Origin of the sequence: Zhengella sp. (assembly GCF_041397485.1) — a bacterium.
GTDB lineage: Bacteria > Pseudomonadota > Alphaproteobacteria > Rhizobiales > Rhizobiaceae > Zhengella.
Window position 1 is genome coordinate 318,437 of record NZ_JAWKWO010000003.1, and the last position, 16,634, is coordinate 335,070.

The following is a 16,634-nucleotide window of genomic DNA, read 5'->3' on the forward strand; positions in this document are numbered from 1 at the left end:
AAACACGGACGAACATTCTCGTAGTACGTTTGCGCATGGGCAGGAGGGCGTAACCCTCCGGCGACAGCCACCCATGCGCATCACCAGGCCCTCCCAAGGGCCTTTTTTATTGGCCGGATTAGAGCTAAACGACCAGCCGCTGCTGGAGAAACGAAGAGACGGGACTGACCATGGCACAGGAAAACGACACAAGCGCCGGACGTGATATGACAGGCGCCGAAATGGTTCTGCAGGCATTGTCCGACAATGGCGTGAGCCATGTTTTCGGGTATCCCGGCGGTGCCGTTCTCCCGATCTATGACGAGATTTTCCAGCAGGAGAAAATCCAGCACATTCTCGTTCGTCATGAGCAGGGAGCAGGGCATGCCGCCGAGGGCTATGCCCGTTCAACCGGCAAGCCAGGGGTTGTGCTTGTGACCTCGGGTCCGGGCGCTACCAACATGGTCACTCCTTTGCAGGACGCCCTGATGGATTCCATTCCACTGGTCTGCATCACGGGCCAGGTGCCGACATCGCTCATCGGTTCCGACGGCTTTCAGGAATGCGATACTGTGGGCATCACGCGGCCTTGTACCAAGCACAATTGGCTGGTGAAGGACGTGAACGACTTGCCGCGCGTCCTGCATGAGGCCTTCAAGGTGGCCACCAGCGGCAGGCCCGGTCCCGTCGTCATCGATATTCCCAAGGATGTCCAGTTCGCCACAGGCCGCTACACGCCGCCGCAACAGATTTCCCGACCGAGCTACCAGCCACGGGTGCAGGGCGACCGCGAGCAGATCAAGAAGGCTGTCGAGCTCATGGCGTCGGCCAGGAAACCCGTCATCTATTCGGGTGGCGGTGTCATCAATGCCGGTACCGAGGCCTGTCACCTGCTGCGCGAACTGGTCGATCTGACTGGCTTTCCGATCACCTCGACGCTGATGGGCCTTGGCGCCTATCCGGCTTCCGGTGAACACTGGCTGGGCATGCTGGGGATGCACGGCACCTATGAGGCCAACATGGCCATGCATGATTGCGACGTGATGGTTTGCATCGGCGCGCGCTTCGATGACCGCATCACGGGCCGTCTTGATGCGTTTTCGCCCAACTCCAAGCGTATCCACATCGATATCGACGTTTCCCAGATCAACAAGAATGTTCACGTCGACATTCCCATCATCGGCGATGCGGGACGAATCCTTGAGGACATGGTCCGGCTGTGGAGGGCGACCGCGCGGGCCGACCGCGAAGCGCTGAAACCCTGGAACGAGCAGATTGCGAAGTGGAAGGCGCGCAACAGCCTGGCCTATACTACGAACGATACGGTCATCATGCCACAATATGCCATCCAGCGGCTCTATGAACTGACCAAGGATCGCGACACCTATATCACAACGGAGGTCGGCCAGCACCAGATGTGGGCGGCCCAGTTCTACGGCTTCGAGAAGCCGAACCGCTGGATGACGTCCGGCGGTCTCGGCACCATGGGCTATGGCCTGCCCGCAGCGCTCGGGGTCCAGATCGCTCATCCGGATGCGCTGGTCATCGATATCGGTGGAGATGCATCGGTCCAGATGACGATGCAGGAAATCTCGACGGCAGTGCAATACGAGGCGCCGATCAAGATCTTCATCATGAACAATCATTATATGGGCATGGTGCGACAATGGCAGCAATTGCTGCATGGCAACCGGCTGTCCCATTCCTATTCCGAGGCGCTGCCTGACTTCGTCAAGATGGCCGAGGCCTTCGGTGCACATGGCATTCGCTGTTCGAGGCCGGGCGACCTGGACGACGCCATCCAGGAAATGATCGATGTGAAAAAGCCGGTCATCTTCGATTGCGAAGTCGCCAATCTGGCAAATTGCTTTCCGATGATTCCGTCCGGCAAGGCGCATAACGAAATGCTTCTGCCGGATGAAGCCACGGACGAGGCGGTTGCCAATGCCATCGGCGCTGAAGGAAAGGCGCTTGTGTAACTTGGCTATGCGCGGCTGGCTCCTATCCATGCTGCTGCTGGCGCTTGGCGCCTGCCAGACGGCAGGCGGCAACAGCACGTCAGCCACACTGGAATCGGCACGGGCGGAAGCCATGAACGCGGCTCCAGAGCGGCAAGGCGTCGCGTCGCTCCAGCCGACGCCGGGAGGCGTCGTCGCCGAGAGGGCGGGCAAGCCTGTCATACGGGACAGCAGCGATCCTGTCCTCACCGCTGTCGTGAGAATCGGGCGGCTGCAAAAGGCGCAGGGAACGCTTGCGGCCATGGATGCCGTTTTCCAGTGCTATGAGCGTGCACAGGAACCGCGTGCCACGATTGCCGATGCAAAGGTCTGCGCCGCGCAGGATTTCGCCGTGTCGAAGAGCGTTGAAGAGGGGCGGGCGCAACCGGCCGGACGGCAGGCCGATGCGCGAAGCGCCATCATTTCCCGCAGGGCAGCGCAACGGATCGGCGCGCTGATGCAGCTCAAAGGCATGAACCAGGCCGAGTTCGACCGGTTCGGCCTGTACCTGCATCAGGTCGTGAAGCCGGCACACATTCGAGCCATGTCATGACATCAAGGGCACTCCCCGGATGGATCGACTACGGTCTCCTGCTTCTGCTCGCTGCTTTCTGGGGCGGTTCGTTCGCACTCATCAAGCAGACGGTTGGCGACTACCCGCCCGCCTTCATGAGCATGGTGCGCCTGGCGATCGCAGGCGTGGTCATGCTTTGTATCGCGCTGTTCTTGCGGGAGCGGATTCAATGGTCTGCGCGGACAGCCTGGATGCTTCTTCTGATCGGGATTTTCGGCAATTCGCTGCCTTTCAGCCTGATTGCGTGGGGGCAGCAAGTGGTCGATGCGAGCCTCGCCTCCATCCTGATGGGCATCATGCCACTGGCCACGCTGCTGCTGGCGCATTTCTTTACCGGGGGCGATGAGCCGCTCTCGGCTGGCAAGGTCGTTGGCGCAATCATCGGATTGGCCGGGCTTGCCATACTCGTCGGGCCATCCGTCCTGTACCGGCTGGGCGATGACGGTGTGCGGCAATTGGCCATTGTCGGCGCGGCGATTTCCTACGGGATCAATGCGGTTCTGACCAAGTCCATGCTCCACCAGCCGCGCAGGGCTGCCGCGGCGGCGCTGCTTCTGGCGGGGGCGCTGACGCTTTTTCCGGTCTCGCTCCTATCGGAAGACTGGTCAGCGATAGAGCCGGGCAGCGCAAGCACGACGGTAGTTGTCCTGTTGGCCCTGTTTCCGACGGCCATGGCGTCCTTGCTTGTCTTCATCGTGCTTGAGCGCCAGGGCGCAGGCTTCTTCAGCAATGTCAACTTTCTGGTGCCGCTGTTCGGCATTGTCTGGGCTGTCGCCCTTCTGGGGGAAGCGCTCGATCCGCGGGCTTTGACCGCGCTCGGCGTCATTCTCACCGGTCTTGTCATCGCGCGCCAATCGGCGCAAAAACCATCACGTGTCGCCTGAAGGATAACGATCATGAACGCGCAATTGCAGCCAACCGGTTCCGCCTACTTCATCGAGAAGAGCATGGAAAAGCCGGAAACCCATACGCTTTCGGTGCTGGTGGATAACGAGCCGGGCGTGCTTGCACGGGTGATCGGCCTGTTTTCCGGGCGTGGCTACAATATCGACAGCCTGACCGTCTCTGAAACAGAACACGAGCGGCATCGTTCCCGCATCACGATCGTGACGACGGGGACGCCGCATGTCCTGGACCAGATCAAGGCGCAACTGGAACGGATCGTGCCGGTGCACCGGGTGGTCGATCTCACGGTTCGGGCGCGTGAACTGGGCAATGACAAGCCGGTGGAGCGGGAGCTTGCACTTATCAAGGTTGCCGGCGCCGGCGACAAGCGGGTGGAGGCGCTTCGCCTGGCAGACGCTTTCCGCGCATCCGTGATCGACGCGAATGTCGGGCATTTCATTTTTGAGATTACCGGCAAACCCTCCAAAATCGATCAGTTCATCGCCATCATGGCACCGCTTGGCCTGATTGAAGTGTGCCGAACCGGCATTGCGGCGCTCAATCGTGGCGATCAGGGAATGTAGGGACGGGCCGTTTGTCTGTGCCGTGCCGGGGTAGCTCGCGGAGAGGATGACTTGCTCCACGGGCGCCCGCATCTAGCAGACCGGCACGGCAAGCCGGTTCATTTCACGATGGTCAGACGCTCCGCGGCTCGGGTGATCGCGGTATAGAGCCAGCGGGCACGGGTATCGCGAAAGGCGTAGCTTTCATCAAACAGGACAACATTGTCCCATTGGGAACCCTGTGCCTTGTGGACGGTCAAGGCATAGCCATAGTCGAAATCGTCGAAACGCTTCCTTGTCTGCCAGGGGATTTCCGTCTCCGGCGTCTCAAAGGCAGACTTGAGCAGCTTGATCTTGGCAACGCCGCGATCGGGATCATCCTCCTCCGGTGAGACCAGCAGATTGATACCCGGCTTCACTGTTTCCCTGCTCGCCGTCATGACCTTCCACAAGGAACCGTTCAGCAGCCCCTTTGCCGGGTCGTTGCGCAGGCAAACCATCTTGTCGCCCGCCTGGGGCAGAGATCCGGAAAAGCCCTTGAGTTCCCGCAGCCGTGCATTGTACCGGCGGCGGGTGCGGTTTGTTCCAACCAGCACCTGGTCGGCATCAAGTACAAGGTCCTGCGTGACCTGCGCCTTGGAGATGACCTGCGCTGTGCCATAGTCGCCAAGCATCAGCTCGCGGCCTTCACGGACATCAAGTGCCATGGAAATGATAGGATTGTCCCGGGCTTGGCGGTGGATCTCCGTCAGCAGGAAATCCGGCTCGTGTTCGGTGAAGTACCCGCCGCCGGAGATCGGCGGTAACTGTCCGGGGTCGCCGAGCACGAGTATCGGTGTTCCAAAACTCATCAAATCCCTGCCAAGCGCCTCATCCACCATCGAGCATTCGTCAACGATGATCAGTTTGGCGCGTGAAACGGCGCTTTGACGATTCAGCGAGAAGGTCGGTGAGACCGAAGTCTTGCCCGTCGTTTCATCCTCGACCGCTTCCTCGCCACGGGGCCGGTAGATCAGCGAATGGATGGTGCGCGCATTCGTTGCGCCCTTGGACCGCAGGACCTGCGCTGCCTTGCCCGTGAACGCCGCAAACTGGACATCTCCGGCCACGTTTTCCGCGAAATGGCGCGCAAGGGTTGTTTTTCCGGTGCCGGCATAACCGAAAAGGCGGAAGAGTGGCGAGCGCCCTTCCTTCAACCAGTCGTCAACGCGTTTGAGCGCCTCATCCTGTTCCGGAGAAAAAATCATGCCCATTCACTGCCCGATTCGGCGCACAAAGGCGAGGTGGTTTCTCTCGATTGTCGCAGCTTTGAGATTGCCAACTAGGGTTGTATATGGTAGTAAATAGAAAAGGTTAATTCAGTATTCAAATCCAGTTTGCAGCTACCATGACTATTGCGCCTCTCAGTGGCCGCCCGCCACGTGTTCCCGAGCCGAAATTCGCCTCAATCACGCCGGAGCAGATTTCTGCCCTGGTCGAGGAATTCTATGCTTCAATTCGTACCGACCATAGGCTGGGGCCGCTTTTCGAGGCACGTGTTCAGGGGCGCTGGGATGCGCATCTGGAGCGGATGAAGGGCTTCTGGCGATCCATTTTGCTGAAGTCCGGCGAGTATGTCGGGCAGCCGGTCGCTGTCCACATGACGATCAATGAGTTGCGTGAGGACGATTTCAGGATATGGCTGAAACTGTTTGAAGAAACAGTCCGGCGCGTCTTTCATCCAGAAGCTGCGCCGCACGTGATTTCCGCAGCCCGGCGCATCGGCCGCAGCCTCTGGCTTTCCCGCTTCGGCGGACCATTCAAGCGGCCGCCGGTATGGCTGGACTAGCGGCCTTGCTGCTCCCGGACATGTTCCGTGGCGGTGGCGATCCGATTGCAGGACTGTAAATACCGGTCGCTTGGCGAAACGAATAGCCTATTGGTATCAGGTCGCTTCGTGGCGGCGGCTTTCAAGGCCGGGAGCGTCGCCCAATGCCGATACGGACTCCTGGAACAGGGCATCGTCCACGAACTCCATATTATCCTGCGTCAGGAGCCAGTCACCGGCCTGTTTGGCGAGCGGCGCAGCATTCTCCGCTTCCATGAATTCCTGTTCGATCCGGGCGAAGTTCTGGTCATCCGATCCGGCAGCCGGGTCCCCGGAAAGCTCCACGGCCAGGCCTCCATCGTGAACCAAGAGTTCGCTCAGCGCCTCGAAGGCTTCCAGGTGCCGGATGGCTCCACAGGCATTCAGTCCCTCTGAACAGGCCGCCCAGAGGTCCGGTTGGCCCCAGGCATTGTAGACGAAGGCACCGAGCCCGTTTTCCGCCACGTTCCGGACCAGGAAATCCATGCACCACAGCATGACTGCGGCTCTCGGCAATTCCTCCGGATAGTAGCCGGCATCGAACATGAGGTAGTCGGCAACCTTGACCGCCAGTTCCGCTGCCCGTTCTCCATCATTCTGATCTGCCAGTGAAGCGGGCAGCAGGATGGATTTGACAGGCGCGACCCTGGTATCCTGCTCCGGCCCGGATGGAAGAGCGCTGTCGTCGCTTTCTTCTTCGTCGTGCAAGGGCAAGGCCACCGCGTTTGCTTCGGTTTCGGCGGTCTGCATGGCTGTGGCTTCATGGGAAACCAGAAGACCTTGCGAATCCGGAGCCAATGGCGGTAGGTCGATCGTGTCGCGGGACCATGACGGCGCGCCGTTGCCGGCGTGAAGAGAACCGGCAGCTTCCATTTCCGAATCAGTACCGGACGGGGTGTTCTCATCCGCAGGTGCGGGCAAGACGTCCGACAATGCAGCCGGTATCGGGGGGCTTGCGTCGTCGGTGGAACCGTCCGCGATGTTGCCGGTTGGCGCCGGGTCACCATTGTCTCTGGACGCCGGTACTTCTTCTTCGCCGCTCTCATGGCGAAGGGCTTCGAGCCGTTCCCTCAGGCGATCGCGCAAGCTTTCCAGCGTGTCGCCGTTGCCGTCCATGTCGAAATCGGCCCCGTCGGGCGCAGTTGGAGGCATTGCGTCCGTTTCGTCCCGCGGGCCGACATCCGCAATGCCGGTATCCGCAATGCCGGTATCCGCAATGCCGACATCGCCGGGTACAGTGACTTCGTCGGCCTGGGGTCCGGATCGCGTGTCAACCTGATCCCCGGAGACGTTGCGTATTTCTTCTTGCCAGGCGGTTTCATCGTTCAGCGGTGTCAGCGGAGGCTGTTCGGCAATACCGTCAAGCGCCGTATCCTGCGGCGCGAGGTCAGGCGGATTCAGTTCCTTGCGCGTGGGGCGGGCCAGGATCGAACTTATCCGCCTGCGAAGCATTGCCTTGTCTTCCGTCGCGTAGGACGGAACATCTGTCTTCGACTTCGCTCTACCCAAAAGATCCGTCAACCTGGACATGCCCAGACCCTCTTTCCCGCAAGTTCCGTAAGCTTGACCCTTGAGGGTGAAACTCAAGCCAACGGATTAATACCAGAACCGAGGTTCGCCGTTATTGGTCAACAAATATTGAACGACGGCAAATCTGGCGGTGCGGCAAGTCGATCAGGGCTGGACCTGGGATCGAATTGTTCGCCCTCTCAGGACATTCACGGCAAAAAGCAGCGCGCCGCAACCCGCCACGATCGAGGCGAATTGAAACACGCCGTCGCCCTGATCCAGGTCCTGCAATGTGCGGCCTGTGACCAGCAGGGCAACACCCGCTTCCCAGATCCAGAGCTGGGGCTTTGCCATGCGAGACGCCTTCATGCCGGGAAAGAGGCGATAGGTCAGGCCCATCACCGACGAGCCGCAAAAACCGGCCATGAAGGCATAGGCATGGGGAAGGCTCATCGGGGAGGTTGTCATGCCGGAAATGATCGCGAGCACGACAGACGCAACCAGCCACGCAGCGCCGGCAAGGAGGAGGTGTTCATCGACCTTGCTTGAGGGAACATTCGCTTGAAACATCGGGACACTCGTTTGAAACCGGTTGCGTCGGACGACGCTGCTACAATAGTTTCGCGAACCGCAAGGACCAACCCTCTTGTATGTCGCAGCCGGAAGATAAATCCATGCCCGCCAATCTCTCTGTCAACCTCAATGCCATTGCCATGCTCAGAAACCGCCGCGACCTGCCATGGCCAAGCGTTACCGGGCTGGGACGAGTTGCGCTTGAAGCCGGTGCCCATGGTCTGACCGTGCATCCGCGTCCCGATCAGCGTCACATCCGGTTTTCCGATGTGCCTGCCATTCGCGCACTGATCGACGATGAATTTCCATCCGCGGAGTTCAATATCGAAGGCTATCCGACCGCGGATTTCCTGCAACTTGTCGAGCAGGCCGAGCCTGAACAAGTCACCCTGGTGCCCGATGATCCGGCTCAGCCGACCTCCGATCATGGCTGGGATTTCATAGGCGAGCGCGACATGCTCCGCTCCGTTGTCGCGCGGCTGAAAAGGAAGGGCATGCGGGTCTCGCTGTTCTGCGACCCGGACGCGTCTGAGGATCTTGTAGCGGCGGCACGGGAAACCGGCGCCGACCGGCTGGAGTTCTACACCGGTCCCTATGGCGCCTGCCATGACGATCCGGCGGCGGCAACGGCAGAACTGGCGCGGTTGGAGGCTACTGGCCTGTTGGCGCAGGCGGCAGGGCTGGACGTGAATGCAGGTCATGACCTGACGGTCGCCAACCTCCCGCCACTCGTGCGGGCATTGCCAATGCTGAGCGAGGCTTCCATCGGGCATGGATTGACCGCTGACGCGCTTGAATTCGGCATGGCGCAAACTGTCCGGCGGTTTCTGAACGCTCTTGAACCGGGCTGATCCTTCGCTGGATGCAACCCGGCTCGCGCATGGCGGGAACAAGCTGTTCGCACGAACTTCTGATTTTTACCGTTCTTCTCCGGCCCGTCCAACTGTGGCCGGAGAGGGTTCCCATGCGCTCCAATTTCAGACGGTGTATTGACCTTGGCAGGTCTGAAGCGGCGGCGACAACGGTCGAATACGGTATTCTTGCCGCACTCGTCAGTCTTGGCATGTTTGTTTCGACTGCCATGCTCGGGCATGATCTGCGGGCTCCATTCGAACGGCTAGACCGCGCTGTCGACAAGAAGGAGCCGGCCGGACCGGAGGCCTACGTGCGGAAGCTGCCTTAGAACTGCCGGTTGCAGACATGTTGCCGCTGGCCTGTCGGCCTTGCGACGCCGGCAAGGTTCCGCGTGACGCTGCGTTCGGCTTTGCCATTGCCATGGCCATCCGATGCCGCTAAAACCGCGCGGATTTTTTCGACCATCAGGCCGGGCGGGGGAGGGCTCTTGTCACGGCCGTTTCAGACAAAAGGACGGGACTCATGCGCGTTTACTACGATCGCGACGCCGATCTCAATCTCATCAAGGGCAAGAAGGTTCTCATCATCGGTTATGGCTCGCAGGGCCGTGCCCATGCACTGAACCTCAAGGATTCGGGCGCCGAGAACGTACGCGTCGCGCTGCGTGCAGGTTCGGCCACCGCGAAAAAGGCCGAAGCCGATGGCTTTACGGTCATGAGCGTTGCCGAGGGCGCAGCCTGGGCCGATCTCATGATGATGGCCACTCCCGACGAATTGCAGGCTGGCATCTACAAGAATGAAATCGCCGGCAACATCCGCGATGGCGCAGCGATTGCCTTTGCTCACGGCCTGAACGTGCATTTCGGCCTTATCGAGCCGAAGTCCAGCGTCGACGTCCTGATGATTGCGCCGAAGGGCCCCGGCCACACCGTTCGCGGTGAATACACCAAGGGCGGCGGCGTGCCTTGCCTTGTTGCCGTCCACCAGGACGCATCCGGCAATGCGCTCGACCTTGGCCTTTCCTACGCCTGCGGGGTCGGCGGCGGTCGTTCGGGCATTATCGAGACCAATTTCCGCGAAGAGTGTGAAACCGACCTTTTCGGCGAACAGGTCGTCCTGTGCGGCGGTCTTGTCGAACTGATCCGCGCCGGTTTCGAGGTGCTGGTCGAGGCCGGTTACGCGCCGGAAATGGCCTATTTCGAATGCCTGCACGAAGTGAAGCTTATCGTGGACCTGATCTACGAGGGCGGCATCGCCAACATGAACTACTCGATTTCCAACACGGCAGAGTGGGGCGAATACGTCACCGGTCCGCGGATCATCACCGACGAGACGAAGGACGAGATGCGCCGTGTCCTCAAGGATATCCAGACCGGCAAGTTTACCTCGGAATGGATGCAGGAGTGGCATTCCGGTGCAGCCCGTTTCAAGGGTATCCGCCGTGTCAATGACAGCCACCAGATCGAGGAAGTTGGCGAGAAGCTGCGCGGCATGATGCCGTGGATTTCCGCCAACAAGCTGGTGGACAAGGAAAAGAACTGATTTCGCCGAAGTATTAGTGACTGGCGAAAAATTGCAGGAAGGGTCGTGGCGGAAACGTCACGGCCCTTTGCCGTTTCAGGCGGAGTGTGTTTTGTTTTGCAAATAGGTCAGCACTATTGACATAAATTGCCATTGGGCGCATATCCCACGCCACTTTGTTGCGCAGGAGCCCGCCATGGCCACAGAGACGCGATTTGCCTCCCGGGAAAGCCGGATGAAGGCTTCTGAAATACGTGAACTGCTGAAACTGCTCGACCGGCCGGACATCATTTCGTTTGCCGGCGGGATTCCCGACGTCAACCTGTTTCCGGCAGCCGCGTTCCGTGACGCCTATGGCGCTGCACTTGTACAGGGGAGCCGCGCGGAAGCGCTGCAATATTCTCCTTCGGAGGGGCATGTCGGCCTTCGCCAATGGATAGCCGGGCAGATGGCGTCCCTTGGCGTAGCCTGCACGATCGACAATATCGTCATCACCTCCGGTTCCCAGCAGGCCCTGGATTTTCTTGGCAAGCTGTTTCTCTCGCCTGGCGATACGGCGCTCGTCTCATGGCCAACCTATCTGGGTGCCCTTCAGGCCTTCAATGCCTATGAGCCGTTCTTCGACAGGCTGGAGCCGATGGGGAATCGGGCCGGAAGTGACTATGGCGATCTGGCCGAGGCGCGGGGCGGGGCGGTCAAGTTTGCCTATATGTCTGTTGATTTCGCCAATCCCACCGGCCAGACCATGACATTGGCGGAGCGCCATCGTGTCCTCGATCTGGCTGAAGAACTCGATATCGCGATCATCGAGGACGGGGCATATCAGGCCCTGCGCTACGACGGCGAATCCGTTCCACCGGTGCTGGCCCTCGAAATCGAACGAAATGGCAATATCGATCTTTGCCGAACGATCTATTGCGGTTCGTTCTCCAAGATGCTGGCTCCGGGGTTGCGGATCGGATGGGTCTGTGCTGCCCGCGATGTCATTTCGCGGCTTGTCATCCTCAAGCAGGCTGGTGACCTCCATACATCCACGATCAACCAGGCAGCCATGAACCATGTCGCGCGTTCGATCTTTCCCGAACACGTTGACAGGCTGCGGACTGTCTATGCTGCAAGAAGGGATCATCTGCTTGCGGCGCTGAAGAGGGAGATGCCCGATGGCGTCACCTGGACCCATCCCGAGGGCGGCATGTTCATCTGGGTGACGCTTCCGGAGGGGCTCGACGGTGCGCGCCTTCTGGAGGAAGCCATTCAGAAAGCGAATGTTGCCTTCGTTCCCGGTCAGGCTTTCTTCGCCGATGGTTCGGGCGCGAACACACTGCGTCTGTCGTTTTCCTGTGCAACGGAAACGATGATTGACGAGGGGATGAAGCGCCTGGGTGCGCTCGTCAAGGGGTCGCTCCCGGTTTGAACTGGCGTGTGCCGATCTTGCCGTTTCCGTGCGACAGGATGACGTGGGTGTCCCATCCGGGGACAGCGTCTGGTTCGTCCCAACCCATCTTGGCCGTACCGAGGGCGTTTGAGCGCCTCTCAGGGCGGCTGGAACGGCTTGGCCCGGAAAATGCTCTCTGTTTCCGGTGGCCGTTTTGGCGCAGGACAGGAAAGGCGATCATGATGGAGCATCATTCGGTACTGGCGGAAAAGACGGGTGGGGACTTGGGACGGCGCGCCGAACATCGTCAACGTGCCTTCAAGGGAGCCGTCCTTCGTTTCAACAGTGGCTATTCGTCGCTGGATGCGGTGGTGCGGAACGTTTCCGGACAAGGCGCGCTGCTGGCAATGGGCGATACCGCAGGTATTCCGACACGGTTCGAAGTGCGGATCAGCGGCCTTGCGCCGAAGCAGGCCACGATCCGCTGGCGCACGCCCGTTCGTGCAGGAATACGCTTCGAGGAGTGACGCCTGGCCGCCGCCACAGGTCCATCCGTCGGCACCGGGATGTCCCGTCGGCCCCATCTTTCAGGGCCCGCCTTGCGGCCAGGGATGCACGACCCTTGCCGCCGGATCTTTTCGTGAACAGCATGGAATACAACTTGCGGCCACATGATCCGCGGTCCAAACTCGCCGCATGTCAGTTCGCGTTGCCACCTTCAACATAGAAAACCTGATGAACCGGTTCGATTTTTCCGGCTACCGGAACAATCTCAACCAGGACCGGACGCTTGCCCTCTACAAGATCGATGATGAGGAGCAGTACAAGCGGCTGGAGGCCGCGCGCACGATCGCCCATACAGACGACACGCGGCAGCTTTCCGCGCTGGCCATTGCCGATACCCATGCCGATATCGTGGTCCTGCAGGAGGTGGATAATCTCGATGCCCTGCATGCCTTCGAATACGGATACCTGTTCAAGATGGTCGGGTCCGGTTATCGCCACAAGTATCTGGCGCCCGGCAATGACGGGCGCGGCATCGATGTGGCGGTCATGATGCGCGACAAGACCCGGGATGGCCAGCCAATCGAGTTCCAGGCGATGCAAAGCCACGCGCATGTCACCTTTGGCGATCTCGGCCTGCACAATCCGGCCTTGGCCGAAATGGGCATCGAGGCCCATGAACGGATTTTCAGGCGGGATTGCCTGGAGATCGACCTGACGATAGGCGGGCGCCCCTTCACCGTCTTCGCGGTCCATTTCAAGTCGATGGGGGGCAGCCGGGACGGTGTTCCGGGACGCGACTATACGATGCCGGTGCGTCTCGCAGAGGCAAGGGCCGTACGCCGGATCATTTCCGACAAGTTCGACGGGCGCACGGCCGGAAAGCGCTGGCTTGTCGCCGGGGATTTCAACGATTATCGCGAACGTATCCTGATTTCCGGCGACCGGCGGTCAGGCTATGCCTTCAAGCCGGTCATCGAAGCCGCCAGCAGCCTCGACGCGCTGCTTGACGACGGCTTTTCGGTGGACCCATGCCGGCGGTTGCCTGAATTGGAGCGATGGACGCTCTACCACACCCGCGGTCCGGAGGAGCGGCATCTGTGCCAACTGGACTATCTGCTCCTTTCGCCTCGTCTTGCTGAGCGCAATGCCAGGCGGGTTCCCGAAATCATACGGTCCGGCCAGCCCTGGCGGACGATCTTTCCGCCGGAACAGGAAACCGACCGCTATCCGCGGACGGGCTGGGACAGGCCGAAGGCGTCGGACCATTGCCCGGTTGTCATGAAACTGGATATAGCCTGACCGTGACCATTACCATTCCGCGTGGCAAGATGCTGAAGGTTCGCGATGTACGGCTCGAACGTGTGTCCGGTCCGCATCCGTTCGAGCAAGCCAACGAACGGGCCATCGCCGAAACATGGGCTCGGGAGAAATCTGCAAATCCAAGCCTTTTCAACGGCGTTGCGACGTTGCTTGTGTCCATGGCGCTGGATGACCAAGGCCTCTTGCACGGGTGTTTTCACACGATCCGCTATTCAACGCTCCTGCACTGGATCCGGTATCCCGATTCCGCGGTTGGTGAGCACGTCTTCGCACACGCCGTTCCCGTATCGGCGGATGGCTGCTTCATCGCCATTCGCATGGCTGGGCATACGGCCAATGCAGGCAAATGCTATTTCGCGGCCGGCTCATTCGACACCGACGACATACGAGACAACCGGATCGACGTCGACGGCAACATGCGACGGGAAGTGCGGGAGGAGGCAGGCCTCGACCTCATGGAGGCGAGGGCCGAGAGTGGCTACCATCTCTGGCGTGGAGAAAGCTACACGGTTCTTCTGCGGCGCTACCGGTTCACGCAAGATGCCGATGCCATGGCCCAGCGAATCCGGGCCCATGTCCGCGTCGACCCGCAGCCTGAAATCGAGGGGCCGGTCATACTCGGTGGCGGCCGAGAGCGTCCGGGTTGCCTGGCATCACACATGACCCCGATTCTCGACTGGCTGACCGCAGAAGCGGCATTCCCGGCGGCATGATTTGCGATGCGAAACGGCGCGGGCCATGTCATGATAGGGATCAATACAGTGCAGTCATGGGGAGTATGAGACGTGACCGGGTGCCGCTATGCCATCTATGATGTTTTTGCCAGCCGTGCACTGAGCGGGAATCCGCTTGCTGTCGTCTTTGATGGCGAAGGGCTTTCCGACGATGCAATGCAGGCGATCGCGCGCGAATTCAACCTCTCGGAAACCGTTTTCATACTGGGCCCGGACAACGCCGTGCACAATGCGGCTCTGCGAATCTTCATGCCGGAAGGGGAACTGCCGTTTGCAGGACACCCCACTGTGGGCGCCGCGGTGGCAATTGCCGAACGGGACGGGCGGCTGGACAATGGCGCTGCGCTTGTCACGCTCGAAGAAAAGATCGGACTGGTGCGGGCAGCGGTAAGGCGCGATTCCGATGGTGTTTTCGCGGAATTCGATCTTCCCAGATTGCCTGCGCGCCTGCCTTGTCCCGTGACGAGAGAGGGCGCGGCTGCAGCGCTTGGTATCAGTTCGCATGAAATCGGTTTCGAGAACCACATGGTCAGCGCGTGGTCGGCCGGCGTACCCTATGTCTGTGTTCCGGTTCGCAATCTCGACATAGCGCAAAATGTGCGGCTGGATGAGGGGCTGTGGCTGTCAGCGCTGGATGATCCGGACCCCCTGGAAGCGTCCTGTCCTTATGTCTATTGCCGTGAGACAGTGAACCACGATTGTGCGTTTCATGTGCGCATGTTTGCCGGTTTCCATGGCATACCCGAGGATCCCGCCACCGGTTCCGCGGCAGCGGCATTTGCCGGAGCTCTTGTCCATTTCGATGAGCCGTCGATCGGGGTTCACCGGCACATCATCGAGCAAGGGCTGGAGATGGGGCGTCCATCGCGAATCCATCTGGAAATAGAGGTCGAACACGCAACGCTGCTGGCCGCACGTATCGGCGGCCATGCAGTGAAGTTTGCGGAGGGGACGCTTTTCGTCTGAGGCCGGACAACTTCAAAAAAGCGTCATGGGAGAGGCAATTAGGGCTGGACAGTGCGAAGTGGGAGGGCTATATCGCGCCACATCGGCGGGTGATTAGCTCAGTTGGTAGAGCAGCTGACTCTTAATCAGCGGGTCGTAGGTTCGATCCCTACATCACCCACCAATTTCAATGTCTTGGCCGATGTCGTTACAGGCCTTCCGCCCGTCCCAGGAACTGTTGAACTCCCGGACTTTTCCTTCCCGGCCGGAGCGATACGGTATAGGCAATGCCTCCTGTGTTCGTGTCGTGTGTAAAGCCTTGATGCCGGCTGGAAAGCCTCAGCGGCCGTTTTTTCCGGACGGGCCACTGTCGTCAACCGACCTCAACCATCGCAGCACCAGCGATTCCATTTGATCCAGTCCCCGCAACGGTTTGCGAAAGCGCCCCCGCAGACATTCCAGATCGTCCCGGAGCGTACCTCTCTCAAAGGCATCGAAGAGTGCGGGATGAATGTAGCCCCTGCGACAGACCGCGCGGGTATTGCGAAGTTCACGCGCGACCTGATCGACAATCCCTTTGACGGTCCGCGTGCGCGCCTGTTTCCGATCGGGCCGGTCTGTCTGAGCCAGCAATGCCGCCGCAAGCACCGTGGCCGCCCAGGTGCGGAAATGCTTGGAGGTGAAATCACCGCCAGTCGTTTCCCGGATATAGTCGTTCACATCGTGGGAGTGGACAGGAAGCCGTTGATCGCCGTCGACGAACTGGAACAGGTGCTGGCCGGGCAATTCTCCGATGGCAGCCACGACGTTGGCGACCCGCCTGTCGACCAGTTTGAGTTTCCACTCCCTGCCGGATTTTCCCCTGAAGGAAAAGCGGATCGACGTTCCGGCCGTCTCTACATGCCGCGATGAGAGCGTGGTCAGCCCGAAGCTGCGGTTTTCCTTGCGATAGGTTTCGTTTCCGATGCGGATCAAGGTCTTGTCCAGCAAGCGAACGATAGCGGACAGAACCTTTTCGCGCGGCATCCCCCGCAGGCGGAGACCAGTCTCCACACGCATTCGCAAGGTGGGGAGCTTTTCTGCAAAGCCGACCAGGCTGGCAAACTTGACGGTGTCGCGCAAAGCGGTCCAGTCCGGGTGGTAGCGATACTGCTTGCGCCCACGCCGGTCCCGGCCCGTCGCCTGAATGTGGCCCTCCGGTAGAGGACATATCCAAATATCCTCCCAGGCCGGCGGGATCGCCAGGGATCGGATTCGTGCCAGTTCCTCCGGATTGCGAATGCGTTTGCCCTTCATGTCAAGGAAGTAGAAACCCTTGCCGGCGCGACGCCTTCGTATACCCGGTTGGCTATCGGTCACATGAACCAGACCAACGTCCTGGCATGGTTCGTCAGCAGTCGTTTCTTCGGCGGGCGTGGTGGCGTCCATGGGCAGTTTTCCGCGAAAAACAC

At 60.2% G+C, this 16,634-nt stretch carries 16 protein-coding genes and 1 tRNA gene; 13 read left to right on the forward strand and 4 right to left on the reverse strand.

What is annotated here, in order from left to right:
• Nucleotides 1-206 precede the first annotated feature (206 nt).
• The 4 genes from R3D65_RS11165 to ilvN are packed head-to-tail and all read left to right on the forward strand — an operon-like array spanning nt 207 to nt 4,019.
• Nucleotides 207-1,958: an acetolactate synthase 3 large subunit gene (locus tag R3D65_RS11165; protein ID WP_371275291.1), complete on the forward strand. Its 1,752-nt coding sequence runs from the start codon at nt 207-209 to the stop codon at nt 1,956-1,958.
• Nucleotides 1,951-2,529: a hypothetical protein gene (locus tag R3D65_RS11170; protein WP_371275292.1), complete on the forward strand. Its 579-nt coding sequence runs from the start codon at nt 1,951-1,953 to the stop codon at nt 2,527-2,529. The genes R3D65_RS11165 and R3D65_RS11170 overlap by 8 nt, the downstream gene beginning before the upstream one ends.
• Nucleotides 2,526-3,434, forward strand: a complete 909-nt coding sequence (locus R3D65_RS11175) for a DMT family transporter (RefSeq protein ID WP_371275293.1) — start codon at nt 2,526-2,528, stop codon at nt 3,432-3,434. Before R3D65_RS11170 ends, R3D65_RS11175 begins: the two co-directional genes overlap by 4 nt.
• 12 nt (nt 3,435-3,446) lie before the next feature.
• Nucleotides 3,447-4,019, forward strand: a complete 573-nt coding sequence (gene ilvN, locus R3D65_RS11180) for an acetolactate synthase small subunit (protein WP_371275294.1) — start codon at nt 3,447-3,449, stop codon at nt 4,017-4,019.
• Nucleotides 4,020-4,117: 98 nt separating this feature from the next.
• Here the strand turns inward: ilvN and R3D65_RS11185 are convergent, their stop codons facing one another.
• On the reverse strand, nt 4,118-5,245 hold the full coding sequence (locus tag R3D65_RS11185) for an ATP-dependent RecD-like DNA helicase (protein WP_371275295.1): 1,128 nt from the start codon (nt 5,243-5,245) through the stop codon (nt 4,118-4,120).
• A gap of 140 nt (nt 5,246-5,385) precedes the next feature.
• Here R3D65_RS11185 and R3D65_RS11190 point away from each other — a divergent pair, with 140 nt between their 5' ends.
• On the forward strand, nt 5,386-5,826 hold the full coding sequence (locus tag R3D65_RS11190; protein ID WP_371275296.1) for a group III truncated hemoglobin: 441 nt from the start codon (nt 5,386-5,388) through the stop codon (nt 5,824-5,826).
• A 96-nt stretch (nt 5,827-5,922) separates the two neighbouring features.
• Here R3D65_RS11190 and R3D65_RS11195 read toward each other — a convergent pair whose 3' ends face one another.
• The gene (locus R3D65_RS11195; RefSeq protein ID WP_371275297.1) at nt 5,923-7,296 is read right to left on the reverse strand and encodes a hypothetical protein; all 1,374 of its coding nucleotides are present in this window, start codon (nt 7,294-7,296) and stop codon (nt 5,923-5,925) included.
• A gap of 222 nt (nt 7,297-7,518) precedes the next feature.
• Nucleotides 7,519-7,923 carry a hypothetical protein gene (locus tag R3D65_RS11200; RefSeq protein ID WP_371275298.1) on the reverse strand — a complete coding sequence of 135 codons (405 nt, stop codon included), beginning with the start codon at nt 7,921-7,923 and terminating at the stop codon, nt 7,519-7,521.
• Nucleotides 7,924-8,027: 104 nt separating this feature from the next.
• Here R3D65_RS11200 and R3D65_RS11205 point away from each other — a divergent pair, with 104 nt between their 5' ends.
• From R3D65_RS11205 to R3D65_RS11240, 8 genes are all read left to right on the forward strand, one after another.
• On the forward strand, nt 8,028-8,777 hold the full coding sequence (locus R3D65_RS11205; RefSeq protein ID WP_371275299.1) for a pyridoxine 5'-phosphate synthase: 750 nt from the start codon (nt 8,028-8,030) through the stop codon (nt 8,775-8,777).
• Nucleotides 8,778-9,303: 526 nt separating this feature from the next.
• Nucleotides 9,304-10,323: a ketol-acid reductoisomerase gene (gene ilvC / locus R3D65_RS11210; protein ID WP_371275300.1), complete on the forward strand. Its 1,020-nt coding sequence runs from the start codon at nt 9,304-9,306 to the stop codon at nt 10,321-10,323.
• 175 nt (nt 10,324-10,498) lie between these two features.
• Nucleotides 10,499-11,716, forward strand: coding sequence for a PLP-dependent aminotransferase family protein (locus R3D65_RS11215; protein WP_371275301.1), 1,218 nt, complete (start codon nt 10,499-10,501; stop codon nt 11,714-11,716).
• Between the two features lie 200 nt (nt 11,717-11,916).
• Nucleotides 11,917-12,204, forward strand: coding sequence for a hypothetical protein (locus R3D65_RS11220; RefSeq protein ID WP_371275302.1), 288 nt, complete (start codon nt 11,917-11,919; stop codon nt 12,202-12,204).
• A gap of 169 nt (nt 12,205-12,373) precedes the next feature.
• Entirely contained in the window at nt 12,374-13,483 is a 1,110-nt protein-coding gene (locus tag R3D65_RS11225; RefSeq protein WP_371275303.1) for an endonuclease/exonuclease/phosphatase family protein, read from the forward strand.
• 2 nt (nt 13,484-13,485) lie between these two features.
• The gene (locus R3D65_RS11230) at nt 13,486-14,217 is read left to right on the forward strand and encodes a hypothetical protein (RefSeq protein ID WP_371275304.1); all 732 of its coding nucleotides are present in this window, start codon (nt 13,486-13,488) and stop codon (nt 14,215-14,217) included.
• 72 nt (nt 14,218-14,289) lie between these two features.
• A complete protein-coding gene (locus tag R3D65_RS11235; RefSeq protein ID WP_371275305.1) occupies nt 14,290-15,204 on the forward strand; it encodes a PhzF family phenazine biosynthesis protein in 915 nt (304 codons plus the stop codon).
• 87 nt (nt 15,205-15,291) lie between these two features.
• A tRNA-Lys gene (locus R3D65_RS11240) sits at nt 15,292-15,367 on the forward strand.
• 155 nt (nt 15,368-15,522) lie between these two features.
• Here R3D65_RS11240 and R3D65_RS11245 read toward each other — a convergent pair.
• A complete protein-coding gene (locus R3D65_RS11245; protein WP_371275306.1) occupies nt 15,523-16,611 on the reverse strand; it encodes a DNA topoisomerase IB in 1,089 nt (362 codons plus the stop codon).
• Between the last annotated feature and the right edge of the window lie 23 nt (nt 16,612-16,634).